The 22,525-nt window shown below is 65.1% G+C and carries 16 protein-coding genes and 2 pseudogenes; 10 read left to right on the top strand and 8 right to left on the bottom strand.

The window, feature by feature from the left end:
• Positions 1-232: 232 nt before the first annotated feature.
• Positions 233-1,459 (bottom strand): Acg family FMN-binding oxidoreductase, encoded by a 1,227-nt coding sequence (locus GFD32_RS10030; protein WP_163576412.1) that lies wholly within the window; start codon positions 1,457-1,459, stop codon positions 233-235.
• Positions 1,456-2,184 carry a TetR/AcrR family transcriptional regulator gene (locus tag GFD32_RS10025; RefSeq protein ID WP_163576411.1) on the bottom strand — a complete coding sequence of 243 codons (729 nt, stop codon included), beginning with the start codon at positions 2,182-2,184 and terminating at the stop codon, positions 1,456-1,458. Before GFD32_RS10025 ends, GFD32_RS10030 begins: the two co-directional genes overlap by 4 nt.
• A 210-nt stretch (positions 2,185-2,394) precedes the next feature.
• Here GFD32_RS10025 and GFD32_RS10020 point away from each other — a divergent pair, with 210 nt between their 5' ends.
• Complete coding sequence (locus GFD32_RS10020) at positions 2,395-2,916, top strand: hypothetical protein (RefSeq protein ID WP_163576410.1); 522 nt, start codon at positions 2,395-2,397, stop codon at positions 2,914-2,916.
• A gap of 9 nt (positions 2,917-2,925) precedes the next feature.
• On the opposite strand, the pseudogene GFD32_RS19945 reads toward GFD32_RS10020, so the two are convergent.
• Both GFD32_RS19945 and GFD32_RS10010 read right to left on the bottom strand, forming a co-directional pair.
• Positions 2,926-3,057 (bottom strand): annotated as a pseudogene (locus GFD32_RS19945) (DUF2905 domain-containing protein); the annotation flags it as partial.
• Between the two features lie 147 nt (positions 3,058-3,204).
• Positions 3,205-6,366 (bottom strand): FAD-binding and (Fe-S)-binding domain-containing protein, encoded by a 3,162-nt coding sequence (locus tag GFD32_RS10010; protein WP_163576409.1) that lies wholly within the window; start codon positions 6,364-6,366, stop codon positions 3,205-3,207.
• Between the two features lie 156 nt (positions 6,367-6,522).
• On the opposite strand from GFD32_RS10010, the gene serS reads away from it, so the two are divergent.
• Positions 6,523-7,803: a serine--tRNA ligase gene (serS, locus tag GFD32_RS10005; RefSeq protein WP_163576408.1), complete on the top strand. Its 1,281-nt coding sequence runs from the start codon at positions 6,523-6,525 to the stop codon at positions 7,801-7,803.
• Positions 7,804-7,929: 126 nt separating this feature from the next.
• Here serS and GFD32_RS10000 read toward each other — a convergent pair whose 3' ends face one another.
• The gene (locus GFD32_RS10000) at positions 7,930-8,700 is read right to left on the bottom strand and encodes an SIMPL domain-containing protein (RefSeq protein ID WP_163576407.1); all 771 of its coding nucleotides are present in this window, start codon (positions 8,698-8,700) and stop codon (positions 7,930-7,932) included.
• 150 nt (positions 8,701-8,850) lie between these two features.
• Between GFD32_RS10000 and GFD32_RS09995 the strand changes: the two are divergent.
• A pseudogene (locus tag GFD32_RS09995) lies at positions 8,851-9,966 on the top strand (AI-2E family transporter).
• Positions 9,967-10,036: 70 nt separating this feature from the next.
• On the opposite strand, the gene trxA reads toward GFD32_RS09995, so the two are convergent.
• Positions 10,037-10,360: a thioredoxin gene (gene trxA, locus GFD32_RS09990; RefSeq protein ID WP_089689143.1), complete on the bottom strand. Its 324-nt coding sequence runs from the start codon at positions 10,358-10,360 to the stop codon at positions 10,037-10,039.
• A gap of 286 nt (positions 10,361-10,646) precedes the next feature.
• On the opposite strand from trxA, the gene cysB reads away from it, so the two are divergent.
• Positions 10,647-11,618, top strand: a complete 972-nt coding sequence (gene cysB, locus GFD32_RS09985) for an HTH-type transcriptional regulator CysB (RefSeq protein WP_163576406.1) — start codon at positions 10,647-10,649, stop codon at positions 11,616-11,618.
• Between the two features lie 49 nt (positions 11,619-11,667).
• On the opposite strand, the gene GFD32_RS09980 is transcribed toward cysB, so the two are convergent.
• Both GFD32_RS09980 and pabB read right to left on the bottom strand, forming a co-directional pair.
• A complete protein-coding gene (locus tag GFD32_RS09980) occupies positions 11,668-12,288 on the bottom strand; it encodes a phosphoadenosine phosphosulfate reductase domain-containing protein (RefSeq protein WP_163576405.1) in 621 nt (206 codons plus the stop codon).
• Positions 12,289-12,396: 108 nt separating this feature from the next.
• On the bottom strand, positions 12,397-13,770 hold the full coding sequence (gene pabB / locus GFD32_RS09975; protein ID WP_163576404.1) for an aminodeoxychorismate synthase component I: 1,374 nt from the start codon (positions 13,768-13,770) through the stop codon (positions 12,397-12,399).
• A 229-nt stretch (positions 13,771-13,999) separates the two neighbouring features.
• Between pabB and GFD32_RS09970 the strand changes: the two genes are divergently transcribed.
• From GFD32_RS09970 to prpD, 6 genes are all read left to right on the top strand, one after another.
• Positions 14,000-14,710, top strand: a complete 711-nt coding sequence (locus GFD32_RS09970) for a GntR family transcriptional regulator (protein ID WP_163576403.1) — start codon at positions 14,000-14,002, stop codon at positions 14,708-14,710.
• Between the two features lie 29 nt (positions 14,711-14,739).
• Positions 14,740-15,630, top strand: coding sequence for a methylisocitrate lyase (gene prpB, locus GFD32_RS09965; RefSeq protein WP_163576402.1), 891 nt, complete (start codon positions 14,740-14,742; stop codon positions 15,628-15,630).
• A 52-nt stretch (positions 15,631-15,682) separates the two neighbouring features.
• Complete coding sequence (prpC, locus tag GFD32_RS09960) at positions 15,683-16,810, top strand: bifunctional 2-methylcitrate synthase/citrate synthase (RefSeq protein WP_163576401.1); 1,128 nt, start codon at positions 15,683-15,685, stop codon at positions 16,808-16,810.
• A 64-nt stretch (positions 16,811-16,874) separates the two neighbouring features.
• Positions 16,875-19,493, top strand: coding sequence for a Fe/S-dependent 2-methylisocitrate dehydratase AcnD (acnD, locus tag GFD32_RS09955; protein WP_163576400.1), 2,619 nt, complete (start codon positions 16,875-16,877; stop codon positions 19,491-19,493).
• 79 nt (positions 19,494-19,572) lie between these two features.
• Positions 19,573-20,751, top strand: coding sequence for a 2-methylaconitate cis-trans isomerase PrpF (gene prpF / locus GFD32_RS09950; RefSeq protein ID WP_163576399.1), 1,179 nt, complete (start codon positions 19,573-19,575; stop codon positions 20,749-20,751).
• Positions 20,752-20,848: 97 nt separating this feature from the next.
• Positions 20,849-22,330: a 2-methylcitrate dehydratase gene (gene prpD, locus GFD32_RS09945; protein WP_163576398.1), complete on the top strand. Its 1,482-nt coding sequence runs from the start codon at positions 20,849-20,851 to the stop codon at positions 22,328-22,330.
• The last annotated feature ends 195 nt before the right edge of the window (positions 22,331-22,525 follow it).

The following is a 22,525-nucleotide window of genomic DNA, read 5'->3' as shown; positions in this document are numbered from 1 at the left end:
TATCGGAAACGCGCCTACCAGCGTCAACTACAAGGAGGAAAAGCCGTGTCGTCAGGCTGACGACAACTACCCCCAACCGGTCATTTTAATTGTCGCCGACCGGTCAAAGTAGTTGACGTCGCATACACAGTATCGCAGATTCAGCCCTAACAAATTGCTGCACGCGGAAAAATTACTCGCTGCGCTCCTAATTTTCCGGTGAGCAAGGCGTTGCGCTGACTCGCAGTACCTTTCATGCCTCAATAACCACCTGGTCGACCGATCTTCTGGGGCTAAGGCGTGCGAGGGCATTTGCGTAGCCGAGGCGAAAGCCGAAGGTAGCGTGCCACTCGTTTTCACCGAGAAATGCCCTTAACCGCTCTGCGGTGAGGGGCGCTTGTCCGAGTTGTTTTTCCCGGTCGACCCGTTCCATTGGCATGTTGAGTGGATGTGCCGCGATACCGTGGCTTGTCGCCCACAGGTGGATGCGTTGCCATATGCGCCCGGCCGTGAGGGCGGATGGTTGGTCATAGAGATCACGTACCGTGATCAGCCCGAACATGGGGGCACTCGCGACATGCACGTCACGCGTTCGTTTGAACCATATCCGGTCGGCCTCGGCGGGAGAAGGTGCCGGTGCGAGCTTGGCCAACACGTTCCGCACTGGGGAAAGGCCGACCGTATCCAGGGTGACTCCGTCGCGGTGATGACGTATCGCGTCTGGATCGAATCGGAACCAGGCTGCACTGTCGGCAGCCATTTCGCGATCCGAGATAATCTCTTCGGTTGCCTGCACCATGAGGGTTCCCAGAGTTTTCATGGTTCCCGGATGATCTTCATGGGAGTAGAGCAGTGTATGCACGTCTTCTTGGTCGCTGATCTGGTCAATCAGTTCGGCTTGGAGTTCCGCGCTGATTGATTGATCTTGATCGTATTCGCCGCGATGGGTACGGCGTCGTGCAATCGCATCATAGAGTGACGAATCGGTCGCGGGTTCGCCGCGCTCAAGCCGGATTACAGCAACCGGTCGATCCAACGTGGTTGTCGTGCCGGCGTCCAGACGTCCCGGTGTCAATTCTATGAGGGCGTTCAGTCCCTGTAAGGCAGCTGCCTGAACCATGTTCTCCAAAGCGCAGCCTAGAGATAGCATCATCTCGCGACGGAATGGGTCGAATGCGCCAAGGTGTCGATCATGATCTGCGTACAGCGCGATACGTTGAGCCTCCACATGGAAACGCCAAGGCTGTGTATTGTGAGCATTGGCCGCCAGAATGCCCGCCTGAACGAGAGCCATCTCTCCGCTCAATTGCTCTGTTCGCCAATTGCGCCAAGGGGCGTATGCCGGTCCTTCCCCCGCCGAGAAGACGCCTGTTTCCGTTGCACGCCAAACTCCACCGGCACCTGCCAGTACAACGAGGCCGGTGGCCCCCTTGAGGAACGCGCGACGCCCGCTTGCGGCTTTCTTCGTGGAACCCGTCATGACTGGTGACCTCCATTTCGTAATGTTTGGTTGGGTGGCTGGGTTGAAGCGGATGGCCGGTTTGGATCCGTGCGGTGTGGCAGCGTTGCCGGACCGGCGATACCGATAAGGAGCCGGTGAGCGGCGGTTTCCAGAGCTTCCCACCCTCTGTCGGCCTGCAGATCCACGCCATTGAAATGTGCGATTTGCCGCCCCTGCGCAGCAAGGTAGTTAGCGCCGGCACCCAACAGCGCCAACGCTGGCCCGAATCGGTCGGTGAAGTCTCCCGGGTCGTAATCGAAACGGAGGGCGAGGTGATCCATGAGTCTGAGGCTTCGTTCCTCCCTGACTTGCTCAAAGGCGCGAGTCAGTTCATTGCGCTCGCTCATCTCCCATGCGATGACCTCCAGGGTCAGCGGGTGGGAACGAAGGAAGCTGATATGCCGGGCAAGCACGGCCGCCAAGCAGTCAGGCAGGCCGCCGGGGTCGCTAGGCCCAGGGAGAGGTTCTTCGAGAATGTCTTCTACACGCCACCAGAAATCACCCTGAACGGCGAACTCGGCCAGAAGGCCTTCCAGCCCCCCGAAATAGCGGTAGATCAGTACCTTGTCGACGCCCGCGCTTCGGGCCACGGTATTGACACCAATGGCGCCAAACCCCTCCCGGGAGATTACCGCCTCGACGGCTTCGATTATCCGCAGGCGGGTGGCTTCGCGGTCGCGCTTACGTGCGTTGGTTGATCCCATTCTTGCCCCCCCTCCGCGTAGTCACCAGTAAGTGACAAAATTTTTGTCACCAAGGGGTGACTTGTCAACCGTGGAGTTGTCGCATAACGTCACCGCGTAACTAGGCGGTCAACCGGACGCCAAAAGCGTGGCCGCTTTCGGTTCCTTCCGCTTGCGCTCCGGCGCCGGTTTCCTCAGCGTTAAGCTTCTAAAGCCTAAGAGACAGAAAACTTGACCAAAGGAAAAAGCCAGTTCGTTGGCGCGGCGGGGCAGTACTACGTGTGCTATGAGCTTGCGCGACGGGGCATTCACGCCAGTTTGACGGTGGGCAATGCGCCGGCGGTGGATATCGTGGCGGCCAAGGCCGATGGCTCCCGCAGCCTTTCGATACAGGTCAAGACATCGCGCGGTGCCTATCGCCGGCGGCGCTATGGGCGCGAAGGCTGCGAGTGGGACGTGGGCGCCGGGGCTATCGGCAAGCACAGCCCGACGCTATGGTATGTGCTGGTGGATCTGCAAAAGGGCAGTGGCCAGCCGCCGCGCGTTTTCATCGTGCCTTCGCTGTGGGTATCGGAGTTCGTGCTGCCTTCCTTCAGCCGCAAGGTGTTCTTCCTGCCCGCCACGGCCTGGGAGCTGACGGAAGCGCGCTGGGATCGACTGGTGGCGTGCCTGGATGGTGAACCGGAAAGCGATGACTTCGCCAGCCACTGGCCCGAGGAGAGGTTGGTCCGCTGGGGCGTATCCAAGGCGTGATCGCCGGCCTCAGCGGTTGAACAGCCACAGCAGTGCGGAGAGCACTGCACTCAGCAGAATCATCGTGGTAACCGGGAAGTAGAACGAAAAGTTTTCGCGGCGGATGACGATGTCGCCGGGGAACTGGCCTAGCGGCAGCTTGGAGAGCCAGGGCTAGAGCAGGCCCACGGCGACGATGAGTAAACCAATCAGGATCAGGGCGCGGTTCATGGGTTGGGTCGCCTCCTGAGTCTGAGAGAGAAGACAGCGCCCACCGGTCCTTGGCCGGTGGGCGCCGTTCGTTCTGGCTTAGCCGGCGCGCTGCAGCACGCCCAGCAGCCCTTGCAGCGGGTGGGGGAGTGCGGTGTCGGAGAGGCGTTTGGCCTGGCTGCGGCAGGAGTAGCCGGTGGCCAGCAGCCGGCCGGCGTTATCCTCGCTCTCCACCACCGGTTGCCACGATTGGGCGTAGACGGTCCTGGAGGTGTCGAGATTGCGCGCTTCGTGGCCATAGGTGCCGGACATGCCGCAGCAGCCGGTAGTCACCAGCTCGAGCTCCAGGCCGAAGGCGGCGAACACTTGCTGCCAGGCGCCGGGCGAGCCCGGGGCGGTGGTCTTTTCCGTGCAGTGGGCGAGCAGCCGGAAGCCGGGGTCGTCGAGGGTCGGGCCGTTCGGCGCGAGTCGCCGGGCGTGGGTGACTAGCCACTCCTGCAGCAGCTGCACCTCGGGCACGGCGTCCGGCCCCAGGGCCTGCACGTACTCCTGGCGGTAGGTGAGGGTCATGGCCGGGTCGATGCCCACTAGCGGTACGCCGAATCTAGCCAGGGTGCGCAGGCGGCGGGCCTGTTTCTCCGCGGTGCGCTCGAAGGCGCCGAGAAAACCCTGAACGTTGAGCGGCTTGCCGTTGGGCGTGAAGGGGGCGACGAACACCTTGATGTCGAGGCGCGAGAGCAGCTCGACGATGTCCGCCACCAGCTTGGCTTCGTAGAAGCTGGTGAAGGCGTCCTGCACCAGCACCACGCTTCTGGCCTTCTGCGCGTCAGTGAGCAGGCCCAGTGAGGTCGGGGTGGCCTCGGCCACGCCCCAGGCTCGCAGTTGCTTGCGAAGGCTGGCCCGCGACAGGCGCGGCGTATCCACCAGGCCCAGCGGCCCGGCCAGCAGGCGCTCGACCAGGCGATTGCCCAGCGCGGCGTTGTAGAGCGGCGCCACGCGGGAAAGCGCCGGCATGACGAACTCCAGGCCGCCGATCAGATAGTCGCGCAGCGGGCGCAGGTAGCGCCCGTGGTAGACCTCGAGGAAGCGCGAGCGCGAGTCCGGCACGTTGACCTTGACCGGACACTGCCCCGCGCACGATTTGCAGGCCAGGCACCCCGCCATGGCCTCGTACACTTCATGGGAGAAGTCGTCTTCCTTGCCGCGGCGCAGGGTGTTGCGTAGCCGCAGGGGGAAGTCCCTGACGAAGCCCCAGGTGCCCTCGGCCTTCTTCTTGCGCGACTCCTCGACCAGGTCGATGCCGGCCTCGCCCTGCTGTCGTAGCCACTCCCGGATCAGGCTGGCGCGCCCCTTGGGCGAGTGGATGCGCTGGCGGGTGGCCTTCCACGAGGGGCACATGGCGTCGTTGAGGTCGTAGTTGTAGCAGGCGCCGTTGCCGTTGCAGTAGACGGTGGCGGCGTGGGCCTGCCAGGCCCGTTCGTCGATGGTGCGGTCGAGCTGGCCGCGGGTGGGCACGCCGTCGATGGTCAGCAGGCCCGGGTCCATGAGTTTGACCGGTTGTGCCTCAGAGGCATCGGGGGCAGGCCCCGATGTTCCGTCGTCGGAGTAAGGCTGGTCAGGTGAGCTACGGTAGGGAGTCGCAATCTTGCCCGGGTTGAGCTGGTTGTGGGGGTCGAAGGCGGCCTTGACCCGCTGCAGGCTGGGGTAGAGATCGCCGAAGAACTGCGGCGCGTACTCGGAGCGCACGCCCTTGCCATGCTCGCCCCACAGCAGGCCGTGGTATTTCTGCGTCAGCGCGACGACGTCGTCGGAGACCTCGCGAATCAGCCGTTCCTGCTCGGGGTCCTTCATGTCGATGGCCGGGCGCACGTGCAGCACCCCGGCGTCGACGTGGCCGAACATGCCGTAGGCCAGGCCGCGGGCGTCGAGCAGGGCACGGAATTCACTGATGAAGTCCGCCAGATGCTCAGGCGGCACCGCGGTGTCCTCGACGAAGGGGATGGGGCGCTTCTCGCCTTTGGCGTTGCCCAGCAGGCCCACAGCGCGCTTGCGCATGGCGTAGAGCTTGTGGATCTGCGCTCGCCCTTCCGCCAGGGTGTAGCCGAGGCGTTGGACGCTGGCGTCCGTTTCGAGGTGGCGGCAGAAGTCGGCCACTCGCTCATTGAGCCGTTCGGGGTCGTCGTCGTTGAACTCGATGAGGTTGATGCCGTGGATGGGCGTGTCGGTTTCCGGAAAGAACTCGGCGACGCTGTCCCACACGAAGTCCTCGCGGGCCAGGCCCAGCACGGTGTCGTCCACCGTCTCGATGGAGGTGGGTTTGGCACGGCTTGCCATCAGCGCCTTGGCGTCGCCCAGGGCGTCCATGAAGCCGGCGTAGCGCACGTTGACCAGCGTGGAGTGCTGGGGGATCGGCAGCACGTTGAGCACTGCCTCGTTCAGCAGGCCCAGCGAGCCCTCGGCGCCGCACAGCAGGCTGTTCAGGTCGAGCCGACCCTCGGTGTCGCGCAGGTGCGCCAGGTCGTAGCCGGTCAGGCAGCGGTTGAGCGGCGGGAAGGTGGCGGCGATGCGCTCGCCCTGGGTGTCGATTATCTCGCGGGCGGTGCGGTAGGCGCGGCCGGTGACGTCGTCGCGCTGGCACAGCGTTTCCAGCGTTTCGTCATCCACCGGGCGGCTGGTGAGCCGCTCGCCGCCGAGCAGCCGCACGTCGAGCTCGAGCACGTGGTCGCGGGTCTTGCCGTATTCGCAGCTGCCCTGGCCGCTGGCGTCGGTGCTGATCATGCCGCCGATGGTCGCCCGGTTGGAGGTGGAGAGCTCCGGGGCGAAGAACAGGCCGTGGGGCTTGAGCGCGGCGTTGAGCTGGTCCTTGACCACCCCGGCCTGGACCCGCACCCGGCGATTTGCCACGTCGATGTCGAGGATGGCGTTCATGTGCTTGGAGACGTCCACCACCAGGCCGTCGGTGAGCGACTGGCCGTTGGTGCCGGTGCCACCGCCGCGCGGGGCGAGCACCACCTGGCGGTGTTCCACCTGGCCGGCGAGGTGGGCGATGCGCGTCAGATCCTCCGCCCCCTTGGGGTAGAGCACCGCCTGGGGCAGGCGCTGGTAGATGGAGTTGTCGGTGGCGAGCACCGTGCGGTTGGCGTAGTCCGGGGCGATCTCGCCTTCGAAGCCGGCGTCCTTCAGCGCCTCGATGAAGCGCAGGTAGGGAGTGGCGAGCGGGGTCGTCGGGTCGGCGTGGGCCGTGTCCAGTCTGGCGATCATGGAAGTCTGTGCTGGAAAAGGAGAAGTGGAACTACTTTACCGCGCCAGGGCGGTGGTGCGCATCCTGCCGTCGGTGGTGCGTGGCGCCGCTTCACCCTTTTGCCTACAATGGGCAGCTGTTTTCCCGATCACACCGACTGCAACGGACTGGATTCCATGCTCGATCCCAAACTGCTGCGCGGCGACCTCGAACGGGTCGCTCAACGACTGGCCAAGCGGGGCTTCGATCTCGATACCGAGCGACTGTCGGCGCTGGAATCGCGTCGCCGGGAGCTGCAGGCCGAGACCGAGTCGCTGCAGAACGAGCGCAATACCCGCTCCAAGGCGATCGGCAAGGCCAAGGCGGCGGGCGAGGACATCCAGCCGCTGCTCGACGAGGTGAGCGACCTGGGCGACCGCCTGGACGCTGCCAAGGCGCGCCTGGCCGAGGTGCAGGCGGAGTGGGACGAGCTGGCCAGCGGCCTGCCCAACCTGCCTCACGAGAGCGTGCCGGAGGGCGACGACGAAGACCACAACGTCGAGCTGCATCGCTGGGGCACGCCGCGGGCGTTCGACTTTACGGTGCGCGATCACGTCGATCTCGGCGCGCTGCAGGGCGATCTCGACTTCGATCTGGCCGTCAAGCTGACCGGGGCGCGTTTCGCGGTCATGCGTGGGTCCATCGCGCGGCTGCATCGGGCGTTGACCCAGTTCATGCTCGATACCCAGACCCTCGAGCATGGCTACGAAGAGTGCTACGTGCCCTACATGGTCAACGACGACTCCTTGTTCGGCACCGGCCAGCTGCCCAAGTTCGGCGAGGATCTGTTCCGCCTGGAGGATGAGCGAGGCTATCGCTTGATTCCCACCGCCGAGGTGCCGCTGACCAACTTCGCACGCGACGAGATCTTCGATCACCGCGACCTGCCGGTGCGGCTCACCGCCCACACGCCGTGCTTTCGCAGCGAGGCGGGCTCCCACGGCCGCGACACCCGCGGCATGATCCGCCAGCACCAGTTCGACAAGGTGGAAATGGTGCAGTTGGTGGAGCCGGAAACGAGCTACGACGCCCTGGAGGAGATGCGCGGCCACGCCGAGGCGATCCTGCAGGCGCTGGAGCTGCCGTATCGCGTGGTGACCCTGTGCACCGGCGACATGGGCTTTGGGGCCGCCAAGACCTACGACCTGGAAGTGTGGCTGCCCAGCCAGGATACCTACCGCGAGATTTCTTCGGTCTCCAACTGCGAGGATTTCCAGGCGCGGCGCATGCAGGCGCGCTTCCGTCATCCCGAGCAGAAGAAGCCGCAACTGCTGCACACCCTCAACGGCTCCGGCCTGGCCGTGGGCCGCTGCCTGATCGCGGTGATGGAGAATCACCAGAACGCCGACGGCTCCATCACCGTGCCCGAAGCGCTGCGGCCCTATATGGGCGGGGTCGAGACGATCAATGTAAGCTGAGCTACGGGCTACGGGCTACGGGCTACGGGCTACGGGCTACGGGCTACGGGCTACGGGCACTTTCGTTCGGAGCCACCATTTCGCTCGCAGCTCGCAGCTCGCAGCTCGCCGCCCGCCGCCCGCCGCTTACCGCTCGATTTCCCAACTGACGCTGACTCCGGCGTCGATGCTGATGGTGCCGGGGCGGTATTCCGCTTGGGGGGCGCTTTCGCGAGCGTCGGTGCTCATCGCCATCATGCGCGGCTGGAACACCGGCGCGTTCGTTTCGCTGACGGTGATGACATCGCCGAGGCTCACGCCGAGGGTGTCGGCCATCAGTTCGGCCTTGTGGCGGGCCTTCTCCAGGGCTTTCTCCAGCGCGTCGTCGGTGGCGGCGTCGCGGTCGGCGAGGTCGTAGCGCACGCCGTCCAGGGCGTCCACGCCGGCTTCCGTCAACGCATCGAGCAGCATCGGTACGCGCTCGATGTCGTTCACCTCGATGTCGATGGGGCGCTCGAGCCGTGTGCGTACCTTGACGGGCTCACCGTCGCCGTTGCGGCTCGGGCGGGATACGTGCTCGGGGCGAACCTGCAGCGAGCCGGCGCGAATCGCGTCGCGCTCCAGGCCGGCGGCTTCCAGGGTACGAATCAGCTCGCCGGCACGGCGCTCCAGGCGATTGCGGGCTTCGCCGAGGGCTTCGAGGTCGCTGTCGCGTGCATCCTGGGCGACGGCCGGCGTATGTTCCCACAGGCGGGCGCTGAGCGAGGCGCGGTCGGGCGCGACATCGAGCTGCGCCTGGGCCTGGACGTCGAGCCGGCGCGTCACGGTGTCGTCGGCTAGGGCACCGACCGGTGCCGCCAGGGCAAGAGCGAGAAGGGCGATGGGGGCACTGCGGCGTAGCGTGACGAAAGGGGGCATGGCACTCTCCTTGTTGGGTGACGAATGACAATCCGCTCGTCGCTTTCGAGGCGCGTCGTTGGTTAAGGTTCCCCGCGGGCCGTCTGGTGTTTGTGCCCGGCGTGACGACGCGCCATGATGAACGGTCAGTTGGCGACAAGAGCGTGCCGAATGTACAAGGACGATGAGGCCAGCCGCAGCATTCCCTTGAATCTGACCCTGGCGTTGGCCGCGTTGGTGGTCATCGTGGCTGGCATGCGTGCCGGTTCGAGCCTGCTGGTGCCGCTGATGCTGGCCATGTTCATTACCGTGGTGTGTACGGCGCCGGTGCATTGGCTGCAGCGACTGGGCGTCAGCGTGCGCCTGGCGGTGTGGCTGACCCTGGTGGTGATCGGTGGGGTGCTGTCGCTGCTTGGCCTGCTGCTGGTCAACAGCTTCGGCACTTTCGTCGATGCGTTGCCCGGCATCGAGAAGAAACTGTACGACTACTATCTGGGCCTGTTGGACGGCCTGGCCAGCATGGGCCTGGCCATCGACACCAACCGCCTGGCCGAGCTGATCGACGCCGAGCAGTTCGGCAGCCAGATCCCGGCGCTGATCGGCGAGTTGGGCAACTTGTTGATGCAGAGCATCATCGTGGCGCTGCTGGTGATGTTCCTGCTGTTCGAGACGCTCAACTTTCGCGAGAAGTTGTCGCATGCGCTGGCCAATCCGGCGCCCAGCCTGCGCCGCTTTAGCGAGTTCAGTCTGACCCTGAAACGCTACCTGGCGGTCAAGACGCTGATCAGCCTAGCCACCGGCGTGCTGGTATGGCTGGTCTGCCTGCTGGTGGGGGTGGACTTCCCGCTGCTGTGGGCGGTGCTCGCCTTTGCCTTGAATTACATTCCCAACATCGGCTCGGCCATCGCCGCCGGTCCCCCAGTGCTGTTGTTGCTGGTTTCGCCCGATGGCGGCGGCCTGCTGCCGGCGCTGATCCTGGCGGCGGCCTATCTGGTGATCAACTTCGTGCTGGGCAACCTGGTGGAGCCCAAGGTGATGGGACGGGCCCTGGGGCTTTCCACCTTCGTGGCTTTCCTGTCGTTGGTGGTGTGAGGCTGGATCTTCGGTGCGGTGGGGATGCTGCTGTCGGTGGTACTCACCATGACGCTCAAGATCGCTCTGGACAGCCATCCGCAGACGCGCTGGATCGCCCATCTGCTGGGGCCCGGTCAACGCTTGCTGGTGGAGGATGACGAAAGCGTGGCGGTGGCCGACCGGCCGCCGCTGAAGCGGCGCGATGCCGAGTGAGACGATGCTGAAAGACACGAGCCCCGGCAATTGCCGGGGCTCGTGTCTGGGTAGGGAAGAAGGGGCGCGATCAGGCGTTCTGGTCGATGAACTGGGCCAGTTGGGACTTCGACTGGGCCCCGACCAGAGAGGCGATCTTGGTGCCGGACTTGAACAGCATCACGGTGGGCACGCCGCGGACGCCCTGCTCGGCGGCGATTTCCGGGGCGTCGTCGACGTTGATGCTGACGACCTTGAGGTTGCCGGTGCGCTCTTCGGCGACTTCGTCCACCACGGGGGCCATGACCTTGCAGGGGCCGCACCAGGGTGCCCAGAACTTGAGCAGCACGGGCTTGTCCGCCTTGAGAACTTCCTGCTCGAAGTTGGCATTGGTGACATCGACGTTGTTGGCCATGTGATTCTCCAGTTGCGTTGCGCTGCATCGAGCGAAGGGTTCGGCGTGCAATCACGCCCGGTCGGCAGATGGTAGCGGGCGGTCGAGTTGCTGGCAAATGCGCTCCGTCGATGACGGCCATGCGCTGCGTTAATGATGCGTGCGCCGAGACCGCCCTGACCATGGGCCGTTGTATATGCTATAAAGTAATCATATTTATGCTGAATATTTCCGATGAGTAGGGTGTGCGAGGCCAGCCGGCGGCATGGCGGGCATTGCACGAGGTGGCAACGGAGGCAGTGCATCCATGAAATTACAGCAGCTTCGCTATGTCTGGGAAGTGACGCGCCACAACCTCAACGTGTCGGCAACGGCTCAGAGCCTGTTCACCTCGCAGCCTGGCATCTCCAAGCAGATCCGTCTGCTGGAAGACGAGCTGGGGGTCGAGATCTTCGCCCGCAGCGGCAAGCACCTCACTCGGGTGACGCCGGCCGGTCAGGCCATCGTCGAGCTGGCCGGTCAGGTGCTGCGCCTGACCGAGAACATCAAGGAGGTGGCGCAGGAACATAGCGACGAGCGGCGCGGTAGTCTCTCCATTGCCACGACCCATACCCAGGCGCGCTATGCTTTGCCACCGGTGATCCGCGAGTTCACTCGCAAGTATCCCGACGTGGCGTTGCACATGCAGCAGGGTACGCCCAAGCAGATCGCCCAGATGGTCAGCGACGGCCAGGCCGACTTCGCCATCTGCACCGAGTCGCTGGAACTGTTCAACGATCTGGTGCTGCTGCCCTGCTATCGTTGGAATCGCTGCGTGCTGGTGCCGCGCGACCATCCGCTGGCCGAGATGGATACCTTGACCCTGGAGGCGCTGGCCACCCATCCCCTCGTCACCTACGTGTTCGGCTTCACCGGTCGCTCGCAGCTCGACGATGCCTTCCGCGCCAGGGGGCTCTCGCCCAACGTGGTACTCACCGCCGCCGATGCTGACGTGATCAAGACCTACGTGCGCCTCGGGCTGGGCGTAGGCATCGTCGCCCACATGGCTTTCGACGAGGCACTCGACACCGACCTGGTGGCGTTGGAGGCCGATCACCTCTTCGAGAGCTCCACCACCAAGATCGGCATTCGCCGTGGCACCTTCATGCGCGGCTACATGTACGACTTCGTCAAGGGCTTCGCTGGGCATCTCGACCGCGACCTGGTGGACGCGGCCCTGGAAGCGGGGCCGCGTCACGAGCAGGGGTTGTTCGAAGGCATCGAGCTGCCGGTACGCTGAGTTCGCCTCGCTCCCGGCGCTCATCACCTCGGGCGTTCGGCTCGAGCTCTCAGTGCTGCAGATGCAGCCCGCACTCTCGCTTGGCTTCCACCTTGGTGGGGTCGAAGTAATCGAACTCGTTGGGCAGGTCGTGCTCCTGCAGGTAGCGGTAGAGGTCGCGGGCCGTCCAGTTCAGCAGCGGGGCGACCTTGAGCAGGCCGTCGGCGTTGCGGCTGACCGGCGACATCTGCGCGCGCTCGGCGGTGTCTTCGGCGCGCAGGGCGGTGAACCACACGTCCGGGGCCATCTCGCGCAGCGCGCGCTCGAAGGGTTCGAGCTTCACTTCCTGGGTGAAGGCGGCGTGGCGCGGGTCGTCGATGCCGGGCATGGGGCCTTCCACGGCTTCACGATGCGCTCGGGTGCGGCGCGGCAGGTAAGTGATCAGATTGAGGCCGAGACGTTCGACCAGGGCGTTGGCGAAGCGGTAAGTGGCTTCGGTGTTGTAGCCGTGGTCCATCCACACCACGGGAACGTCAGTGCGCTGGCGGCTCACCATGTGCAGAATCACCGCCTCGAAGGGACGGAAGTTGGTCGTGCAGATCGGCCGGCTGCCCTGCTCGAGGGCCCAGCGGATCAGGGCTTCGGGGTCGTTGCCCAGGTCGCGATTGATGATGTCGAGGGACTCGCTCATGGGGTATCTCCTGAATCGTCTGCCCCTACCCTAGCGGAGCGGCAGGGAGCCCGCCCAATACCGTTTTCTTGGGTATCTATAGCTAATATTGCATAAGAAGCTTGGTTCTTATTCCAGTGCCTTGGCGTCGAGCGCTGCCATGAGATGGCGAATCTTGTCTAGCGTCTCGGTGTATTCCTCGTCCAGGCGAGAATCGGCCACCAGGCCGCCGCCGCCCCACAGGTGTAGCCTGCCGGCATCGGCCACGGCGGTGCGAATGGCGATGGAGGTATCCATGTGCCCGCGCACGTCGACATAGCCGAGGCTGCCGCAATAGACGCTGCGCTGGCTGGGCTCCAGCTCGTCGATGATCTGCATGGCACGCACCTTGGGAGCGCCGGTGATCGAGCCGCCGGGAAAGGCGGCGGCCAGCAGGTCGAGAGGGCGCTTGTCGGTGGCCAGCATGCCGGTGACCACACTGACCAGGTGATGCACGTTGGCGTAGCTCTCCAGGCTGCACAGCTGCGGTACCCGCACGCTGCCGGGGCGACATACCCGGCCCAGATCGTTGCGCAGCAGGTCGACGATCATCACGTTCTCGGCGCGATCCTTGAGGCTGGCAGCCAGCTCCTCGGCCAGCGCCCGGTCGGCCTCGGGGGTGGTGCCGCGGGGGCGGGTGCCCTTGATGGGACGCGTCTCGACGCGGCTATCGGGGTGGCAGTGCAGGAAGCGCTCCGGCGACAGCGAGAGAATCCCTCGTTCGCCGTGTGCGGTGGGCCAGGCCAGGTAGCCGGCGAATGGCGTGGGGGTGGCGCGGCGCAGGCGCCGGTAGGCCTCCCACAGGTCGCCGGTGTAGGGGGCGCTGAAGCGCTGCGCGAGGTTGATCTGGTAGCAGTCGCCGGCATGAATGTAGTCGCGCACCGCGGCGAAGCGGCGGGCATAGCCGTCGCGGTCCAGCTCGCCGGCGAAGGGCGAGGTCAGTTGGAAAGCGGGCTGGGAAGCGAGTGGGGCGGCAAGCCAGCCGGCGACTTCGGCTCGCCGCTGGGTGCTCGCCACCAGCCAGCTTTCCTGACGCTCGTGATCTTGAATCAGCGCCCAGTCGTAGAGGCCGACCCGGCTGGCAGGTAGCCCGGCCGCCGGCGCGGCATGGCCGGAAAGCGGTTCCAGGGTGCGGCCCAGGTCGTAGCCCCAGTAGCCGATCAGGCCGCCCAGGAAGGGCAGTTCGCTGTGCGGTGCGGCCAGGTCGAGTTCGTCGAGCAGCGCTTGCTGGGCGGCGAAGGGGCCTTGGGCATGCCGGGGCATGCCGTCGATGTACGCCTTGCCGGAAAGATCGATCTCGAGCAGCGCCAGGGGGGCGGCGCTCATTATGTCGTAGCGGCCCCCCGGTGCGATGGGCCTTCCGCTGTCCAGCAACACGGCGCCGCGATGGTGGCGCAGGGCAGCGAAATAGCCGAGCGGGTCTGGCCGGTAGGGGAGCGGCGTGATCTCGAGTCGTGTCGTCATCGTCGGGCCTTTTGGAGCAGGCGCCCATTTTAGGGGCGCGGTGCAGCTTTGTCCCATGCGTTGGGGGTGCCGGCTCTCCCGGTGAGTAAACGGAGGATTGTCGACACCGGCAGCGGGGCCATAATCGTTGTCTACAACCAAAGGCGTAATGTCTGGGGCCCCTTGCGCGGTTGACCGAGCATGGGGCAGTGTCTAAAGTGCTTCCATCATTTGATTGTCGACAATTGCTATGAACTCTGCCGCACCCGAACATACCATCCCCGAGGTTCGTACTCTGGCCGAGCGGGTCTTTCACCAGCTGCAGGACGCCATCGTGCGCGGCGAGCTGGCGCCGGGGAGCAAGATCACCGAGCCCGGCCTGTCCAAGAGCTACGGCATTTCCCGCGGTCCGCTGCGCGAGGCGATGCGCCGGCTCGAAGCGCACCGCCTGATCGAGCGCGTGCCGCATGTGGGGGCGCGCGTCGTCAAGCTCTCGATGGAGGAGCTGCTCGAGCTGTTCGACGTACGCGAGGCCCTGGAGAGCATGGCGGCGCGGTTGGCCGCCGAGCACATGATGCCCGAGGAGATCGCCGGGCTGCGCGAGGTGCTCGCCGTTCACGAACGTCAGAGCGACCTGCAGAGCGGCGAGGCCTACTACCAGCGCGAGGGCGATCTGGACTTTCATTATCGGATCGTTCAGGGCAGCCACAACCGCATGCTGGTGACCCTGCTCTGCGACGACCTCTACTACCTGGTGCGGCTCTATCGCACTCAGTTCAGTGCCAGCGGCACGCGCCCGCAGCGCGCCTTCGTCGAGCATCACCGCATCGTCGATGCCATCGAGGCGGGCGATGCGGAACTGGCCGAGCTGCTGATGCGCCGTCACGTCAGCGCGTCGCGCGCCAATGTTGCCGACCGCTACGCCGCCATTCTCGAACAGCAGGCCGAGGCCACCGATTGACCTTCGCCGATCAACCAAGGAGCACCGTCATGACGCAAGCCACTCCAGGCGCCCGATTTCGCGCCGCCCTCGAGGCCAATCGGCCGCTGCCCGTCGTCGGCACCATCAACGCCTACACCGCCATGATGGCCGAGCGCGTGGGCCACCAGGCCATCTACCTTTCCGGCGGTGGCGTGGCCAATGCGTCTTTCGGTCTGCCGGATCTGGGCATGACGACCATGAACGACGTGGTGGAAGATGCCCACCGCATCTGCGGTGCCACCGATCTGCCGCTGCTGGTGGACATCGACACCGGCTGGGGCGGCGCTTTCAACATCGCGCGCACCGTCAAGGAGATGCAGCGGGCCGGCGTGGCCGCCGTGCACCTGGAGGATCAGGTCGCCCAGAAGCGTTGCGGTCACCGTCCCAACAAGGCGATCGTCTCCCAGCAGGAGATGGTCGACCGCGTCAAGGCCGCCGCCGACGCCCGCCTCGACCCCGATTTCTACCTGATCGCCCGCACCGATGCCTTCCAGAAGGACGGCCTGGATGCCGCCATCGAGCGTGCCAATGCCTGCATCGAGGCCGGTGCCGACGCCATCTTCGCCGAGGCGGTGCATACCCTGGACGACTACCAGGCATTCTGCGAGCGCGTCGATGCGCCGATCCTGGCCAACATCACCGAGTTCGGCGCCACGCCGCTGTTCACGCAGGATGAGCTCGATGCGGTGGGCTGCCGCATGGTGCTCTATCCACTGTCGGCGTTCCGTGCCATGAACGCGGCGGCGCTGAAGGTCTACCAGAGCATCCATGACAACGGCCATCAGAAAGATGTGGTCGACATGATGCAGACCCGCGACGAGCTCTACGACTTCCTCAACTATCACGCCTTCGAGCGGAAGCTCGATGCCCTGTTCGCGGAGAAGGGCGACGAGGCTTGAGTGCGGCGTGACCCGCAACGATAAGAATACCGAATACCAAAGGAGACACGACATGGCAGAGAAGACGAACAGTGGCGCCGGTCTGCGCGGCCAGAGTGCCGGTACCACCGCGCTGTGTACCGTCGGCAAGAGCGGCTCCGGCCTCACCTATCGCGGCTTCGACATCAAGGAACTGGCCGAGAAGGCCAAGTTCGAGGAAGTCGCCTACCTGTTGCTCAAGGGCAAGCTGCCCAATCAGGCTGAGCTGGACGCCTACATCACCAAACTCAAGGGTCTGCGCGGTCTGCCTCAGGCACTGAAGACCGTGCTCGAGCAGATCCCGGCCGATGCCCACCCCATGGACGTGATGCGCACCGGCGCCTCCATGCTGGGCAACCTGGAGACCGAGCAGAACTTCGGCGAGCAGCAGGACGTCTCCGACCGTCTGCTCGCCGTGCTGCCCTCGATCATCTGCTACTGGTATCGCTTCAGCCACGACGGCGTGCGCATCGACACCGAGACCGACGATGAGTCCATCGGCGGCCACTTCCTGCACATGCTGCGCGATGCGCCGGCTTCCGAGCTGCATGCCCGGGTGATGAACGTCTCGCTGATCCTCTACGCGGAGCACGAGTTCAACGCCTCGACCTTCACCGCGCGGGTGTGCGCCTCCACGCTTTCCGACATGCACTCCTGCGTGACCGGGGCCATCGGCTCGCTGCGCGGCCCGCTGCATGGTGGCGCCAACGAGGCGGCCATGGCGATGATCGAAAACTGGCAGTCCGCCGATGAGGCCGAGCGCGAGATCATGGGCATGCTCGAGCGCAAGGAGAAGATCATGGGCTTCGGCCACGCGATCTATCGCGAGTCCGATCCGCGCAATGCCATCATCAAGCACTGGTCGAAGCAGCTCGCCGACGACGTGGGCGACAGCGTTCTCTACCCGGTTTCCGAGCGCGTCGAGGCGGTGATGTGGCGCGAGAAGAAGCTGTTCTGCAACGCCGACTTCTTCCACGCCAGCGCCTACCACTTCATGGACATTCCCACCAAGCTGTTCACGCCGATCTTCGTCTGCTCGCGCGTCACCGGCTGGTGCGCCCATGTCTTCGAACAGCGCGCCAACAATCGCATCATTCGCCCGAGCGCCGACTACATCGGCCCGGAAAAGAGCGAGTGGGTGCCCATCGAAGAGCGCGATTGATCGCTGCCTCAAAGGCGGCCCCCGGCGGCCGCCTTTCACAACACCACGCGAAGACCGTCGACTCATGAATACCCAATACCGCAAACCGCTTCCCGGCACCGAGCTGGACTACTTCGACGTGCGTGCCGCCGTCGAGGCGATCCAGCCCGGTGCCTACGATACCCTTCCCTACACCTCCCGGGTGCTGGCCGAGCAGCTGGTGCGCCGCTGCGAGCCGGCCTTGCTCACCGATGCGCTCGAGCAGCTCATCGAGCGCCGGCGCGATCTCGACTTTCCCTGGTACCCGGCGCGGGTGGTGTGCCACGACATCCTCGGGCAGACGGCGCTCGTCGACCTGGCCGGCCTGCGCGACGCCATCGCCGAGAAGGGGGGCGACCCGGCCAAGGTCAACCCGGTGGTGCCGACCCAGTTGATCGTCGATCACTCCCTGGCCGTCGAGCATGCCGGCTTCGAGAAGGATGCCTTCGAGAAGAATCGTCAGGTGGAGGATCGGCGCAATGACGACCGTTTCCATTTCATCGACTGGACCAAGACGGCGTTCGAGAACGTCGACGTGATTCCGCCGGGCAACGGCATCATGCACCAGATCAACCTGGAAAAGATGTCGCCCGTGGTGCAGAAGCAGGGCGGGGTGGCATTCCCCGATACCTGCGTGGGCACTGACAGCCACACGCCGATGGTCGATGCCCTGGGCGTGATTTCGGTGGGCGTGGGCGGCCTCGAGGCGGAGAGCGTGATGCTGGGGCGCGCGTCCATGATGCGCTTGCCCGATATCGTCGGCGTCGAGCTCACCGGCAAGCTCCGGCCCGGCATCACCGGAACCGACATGGTGCTGGCGATCACCGAGTTCCTGCGCCAGGAGCGCGTGGTGGGCGCGTATCTGGAGTTCTTCGGAGAGGGGGCGGAGAGCCTAACCGTGGGTGACCGCGCCACCATCTCCAACATGACTCCGGAGTACGGGGCGACGGCGGCGATGTTCTACATTGACGACCAGACCATCGACTACCTCAAGCTGACCGGTCGCGACGACGACCAGGTCGAGCTGGTGGAAACCTATGCCAAGCAGGTCGGCCTGTGGGCGAGCGACCTGAAAAATGCCGACTACGAGCGGGTGCTGACGTTCGACCTGTCCAGCGTCGAGCGCACTCTGGCCGGCCCTTCCAAGCCGCATGCCAAGCTGCCCACCGCCGAGCTGGCCAAGCGCGGCATCGCCGTGGGACTCGACGAGGCCCGTGCGGAGGAGAAAGCCGGCAAGATGCCCGACGGTGCGGTGATCATCGCGGCCATCACCAGCTGCACCAACACCTCCAACCCGCGCAACATGGTGGCGGCCGGGCTGATCGCGCGCAATGCCAACAAGCTCGGTTTGACGCGCAAGCCCTGGGTGAAGTCTTCCCTGGCACCGGGTTCCAAGACGGTCAAGATGTACCTGGAAGAAGCGAACCTGTTGGCCGAGCTCGAAAATCTCGGCTTTGGCGTGGTGGCCTACGCCTGCACGACCTGCAACGGCATGTCCGGTGCGCTGGATCCCAAGATCCAGCAGGAGATCGTCGACCGCGATCTCTATTCCACGGCGGTGCTGTCGGGCAACCGCAACTTCGACGGCCGTATCCATCCCTATGCCAAGCAGGCGTTCCTCGCCTCGCCGCCGCTGGTGGTGGCCTATGCCATCGCCGGTACCATCCGCTTCGATATCGAGAAGGATGTGCTCGGCTACGACGAGGCTGGCAATCCGGTGACGCTCAAGGACATCTGGCCCGCCGATGAAGAGATCGACGCCATCGTCAAGTCGGCAGTGAAGCCCGAGCAGTTCCGCGAGACCTACATCCCCATGTTCGATCTGGACAGGAGCGCGCGGGCCCGGGTCAATCCGCTTTACGAGTGGCGCCCGCAGAGCACCTACATTCGCCGCCCGCCGTATTGGGAAGGCAAGATGGCCAGGGAGCGCGGCTTGAAGGGCATGCGACCGCTGGCCATTCTGCCGGACAACATCACCACCGATCATCTGTCGCCGTCCAACGCCATCCTGCCGGACAGCGCGGCCGGCGAGTATCTGGCCAAGATGGGCCTGCCGGAGGAGGACTTCAACTCCTACGCCACTCACCGCGGCGATCACCTGACCGCCCAGCGTGCCACCCTGGCCAATCCCAAGCTGTTCAACGAGATGGTGCGGGACGACGACGGCGAGGTAGTACAGGGATCGCTGGCGCGGGTCGAGCCGGAAGGCAAGGTGACCCGCATGTGGGAAGCCATCGAGACCTACATGGAGCGCAAGCAGCCGCTGATCGTCATTGCCGGCGCCGACTACGGGCAGGGCTCGTCGCGGGACTGGGCGGCCAAGGGCGTGGCACTGGCCGGAGTGGAGGCGATCGTCGCCGAGGGCTTCGAGCGCATCCACCGCACCAACCTGATCGGCATGGGCGTGATGCCGCTGCAGTTCGAAGCGGGTACCACCCGCCACACCCTGCAGCTCGGCGGCACCGAGACCTACGACGTCGAGGGCACGCCGGCGCCTGGCGCGACCCTGACGCTGGTGGTCCATCGCCGCAACGGCGCTAGCGAGCGCGTGCCGGTGATCTGTCGCCTGGATACGGCCGAAGAGGTCTCCATCTATACGGCCGGTGGTGTGCTGCAGCGCTTCGCCCAGGACTTCCTGGAGTCCGAGGCTCAAACGGCAGTGTGATCGCCCTGAATGGAACCATCGACCCGGCGCTGCAACGCGGCCCGGGTCGTTTCGTCACCGATGTCAGGATCAACGACTCATGGCACACGTACCGCAAATCAAGATTCCCGCCACCTACATGCGTGGCGGCACCAGCAAGGGCGTCTTCTTCAAGCTGGCGGATCTGCCCGAGGCTGCCCGGGCGCCCGGGGAAGCCCGTGACCGCCTGCTGATGCGGGTGATCGGCAGCCCCGATCCCTATCAGAAGCAGATCGACGGCATGGGGGGCGCCACCTCCAGTACCAGCAAGACGGTGATCCTGTCGAAAAGCGACAGCCCCGACCACGACGTCGACTATCTGTTCGGGCAGGTGTCCATCGACAAGCCGTTCGTCGACTGGAGCGGCAACTGCGGCAATCTTTCCGCTGCCGTGGGCCCCTTTGCCATCAGCAATGGCCTGGTCGACCCGTCGCGCCTCCCCGAGGACGGCGTGGCCGAGGTGCGCATCTGGCAGGCCAACATCGGCAAGACCATCGTCTCACGCGTGCCGATGACCGATGGCCAGGTCCAGGAGACCGGCGACTTCGAGCTGGACGGGGTGACCTTCCCGGCTGCGGAGGTACCGGTGGCCTTCAAGGATCCGGCGGATGGCGAGGGCGCCATCTTCCCCACCGGCAACCTGGTGGACGAGCTGGAAGTGCCGGGCATTGGCACCCTCGAGGCGACCATGATCAATGCCGGCATTCCGACCATCTTCGTGAAGGCTGCCGACATTGGTTATACCGGCACCGAGCTGCAGGAGGCGATCAACGGCGACTCCGCGGCCCTGGAGCGCTTTGAGACCATTCGTGCCCACGGGGCGCTGAAGATGGGCCTGATCGACGATATCGCCGAGGCGGCCAGTCGCCAGCACACCCCCAAGGTCGCCTTCGTGGCGCCGCCTGCCGGTTACACCGCCTCCAGCGGCAAGGACGTGAAGGCCGATGAGGTCGACCTGCTGGTGCGGGCGCTCTCCATGGGCAAGCTGCACCACGCCATGATGGGCACCGCGGCGGTGGCCATCGCCTCCGCAGCGGCCATCGAGGGCACGCTGGTCAACCTGGCCGCCGGCGGCGGCAAGCGCAACGCCGTCACCTTCGGCCACCCCTCCGGGACGTTGCGCGTCGGGGCCGAGGCCAGCCTGGTCGACGGCCGCTGGTCGATCGATCAGGCGGTGATGAGCCGCAGCGCGCGGGTGCTGATGGAGGGATGGGTCCGCATTCCCGGCGACAGTTTCTGAGCGGGCATCGCCTGAAAGCAGCGCGCCCCGGATCGCAGGATCCGGGGCGTTTTCTATAGTGGGAGATAGCCATTACCCATTGGGACAGGAGACGAGCATGAGCACCGTGGAAGCCAATGTGCGGCCGGACTATGACGCCGAGCTGCAAAAGATCGCCGACTACGTGTTGGACTACCGCATCGACAGCTCCGAGGCGTGGAATACCGCGCGGCTCTGCCTGATGGATACCTTGGGTTGCGGTTTGCTGGCGCTGCGTTTCCCGGAGTGCACCAAGCACCTGGGGCCGCTGGTGGAGGGGACGGTGGTGCCCCACGGCGCTCGGGTTCCCGGCACTCCCTATCGCCTGGACCCGGTCAAGGCGGCCTGGGACATCGGCTGCATCATCCGCTGGCTGGATTACAACGACACCTGGCTGGCCGCCGAATGGGGTCACCCTTCCGACAATCTGGGCGCGATCCTGGCCATCGCCGACCATCTCTCCCAGCGGCGGTTGTCTCAGGGTGAGGCGCCGCTGCCCATGCGTGACGTGCTCGAAGCCATGATCATGGCTCACGAGATCCAGGGCGTGCTGGCACTGGATAACTCCTTCAACCGGGTGGGGCTGGATCACGTCGTGCTGGTCAAGGTGGCTTCCACCGCCGTGGCGGCGAAGCTGATGGGAGCGAGTCGCGAGCAGCTGCTCGCGGCGCTCTCTCATGCTTGGGTGGATGGCCAGAGCCTGCGCACCTATCGGCATGCTCCGAATGCCGGGTCGCGCAAGAGCTGGGCGGCGGGCGATGCCACGTCGCGGGCCGTGCGGCTCGTGGACATCGCCCTGCGTGGCGAGATGGGGATTCCCGGGGCGCTCAGTGCGCCGCAGTGGGGCTTCTACGACGTGTTGTTCAGCCATACCAATCGCGATCTGGCCACCAAGCCTGAGGGGGAGCGTAAGTTCACCTTTCAGCGCGACTTCGGCAGCTACGTGATGGAGAACATCCTCTTCAAGCTCTCCTTCCCGGCGGAGTTTCATGCCCAGACCGCCTGCGAGGCAGCAGTGACGCTCCACCCCCAGGTGAAGGAGCGCCTCGACGAGATCGAGCGCATCGTCGTGACCACTCACGAGTCGGCGGTTCGCATCATCTCCAAGGAGGGCGATCTGGCGAACCCGGCGGACCGGGACCACTGTCTGCAGTACATGACTGCGGTGCCACTGATCTTCGGAGAGCTGACCGCCGAGCACTACGAAGATGACTTTCACGCCGCACATCCTTTCATCGATGAGCTGCGCAGCCGCATGGAGGTGGTCGAGGAGCCGCGTTACACCAGGGATTATCTCGATCCCGAGAAACGCTCCATTGCCAATGCCGTGCAGGTCTTCTTCACCGACGGCAGCGCCACGGACGCGGTGGCGGTCGAATACCCGATTGGCCATCGGCGACGCCGTGACGAAGGCGTGCCGGTGCTGATCGACAAGTTCCGCCGCAATCTGGCTACGCGCTTCCCGGCCGCCCGCTGCGAGGCGATCCTGTCGCTTTGCGAAGACCAGGCCGCCCTCGAGGCCATGCCGGTCAATCGTTTCATGGATCGGTTCACGATGTGACGACTTGGCCGGTCGGTGAAGATGAGCTACATTTTTTTGACGCGGGGCTTGCATCGGGCCCAAGCAAACCGTAAAGTACGCATCCGCTGCCGGCGACGGGTCACGTTGCCAGCGGTGGAGAGTGACGGAAGCGCTTGATGCGGCGGAGTTTTTTGCCGGCATGGCGCGGCGTTCGTCACTGACGTGGATGGGCCG

This window comes from Halomonas faecis (genome assembly GCF_010993975.1).
Taxonomy (GTDB): domain Bacteria; phylum Pseudomonadota; class Gammaproteobacteria; order Pseudomonadales; family Halomonadaceae; genus Halomonas; species Halomonas faecis.
Note: the sequence above shows the minus strand (reverse complement) of the source record. Positions and strands in the feature narration are given on the sequence as shown.

Bases quoted from the DNA above. Each gene is read 5' to 3' on its own strand.
- GFD32_RS10030 (WP_163576412.1), bottom strand. From the start codon at position 1,459: ATGACGGGTTCCACGAAGAAAGCCGCAAGCGGGCGTCGCGCGTTCCTC.
- GFD32_RS10025 (WP_163576411.1), bottom strand. From the start codon at position 2,184: ATGGGATCAACCAACGCACGTAAGCGCGACCGCGAAGCCACCCGCCTG.
- GFD32_RS10010 (WP_163576409.1), bottom strand. From the start codon at position 6,366: ATGATCGCCAGACTGGACACGGCCCACGCCGACCCGACGACCCCGCTC.
- serS (WP_163576408.1), top strand. From the start codon at position 6,523: ATGCTCGATCCCAAACTGCTGCGCGGCGACCTCGAACGGGTCGCTCAA.
- GFD32_RS10000 (WP_163576407.1), bottom strand. From the start codon at position 8,700: ATGCCCCCTTTCGTCACGCTACGCCGCAGTGCCCCCATCGCCCTTCTC.
- trxA (WP_089689143.1), bottom strand. From the start codon at position 10,360: ATGGCCAACAACGTCGATGTCACCAATGCCAACTTCGAGCAGGAAGTT.
- cysB (WP_163576406.1), top strand. From the start codon at position 10,647: ATGAAATTACAGCAGCTTCGCTATGTCTGGGAAGTGACGCGCCACAAC.
- GFD32_RS09980 (WP_163576405.1), bottom strand. From the start codon at position 12,288: ATGAGCGAGTCCCTCGACATCATCAATCGCGACCTGGGCAACGACCCC.
- pabB (WP_163576404.1), bottom strand. From the start codon at position 13,770: ATGACGACACGACTCGAGATCACGCCGCTCCCCTACCGGCCAGACCCG.
- GFD32_RS09970 (WP_163576403.1), top strand. From the start codon at position 14,000: ATGAACTCTGCCGCACCCGAACATACCATCCCCGAGGTTCGTACTCTG.
- prpB (WP_163576402.1), top strand. From the start codon at position 14,740: ATGACGCAAGCCACTCCAGGCGCCCGATTTCGCGCCGCCCTCGAGGCC.
- prpC (WP_163576401.1), top strand. From the start codon at position 15,683: ATGGCAGAGAAGACGAACAGTGGCGCCGGTCTGCGCGGCCAGAGTGCC.
- acnD (WP_163576400.1), top strand. From the start codon at position 16,875: ATGAATACCCAATACCGCAAACCGCTTCCCGGCACCGAGCTGGACTAC.
- prpF (WP_163576399.1), top strand. From the start codon at position 19,573: ATGGCACACGTACCGCAAATCAAGATTCCCGCCACCTACATGCGTGGC.
- prpD (WP_163576398.1), top strand. From the start codon at position 20,849: ATGAGCACCGTGGAAGCCAATGTGCGGCCGGACTATGACGCCGAGCTG.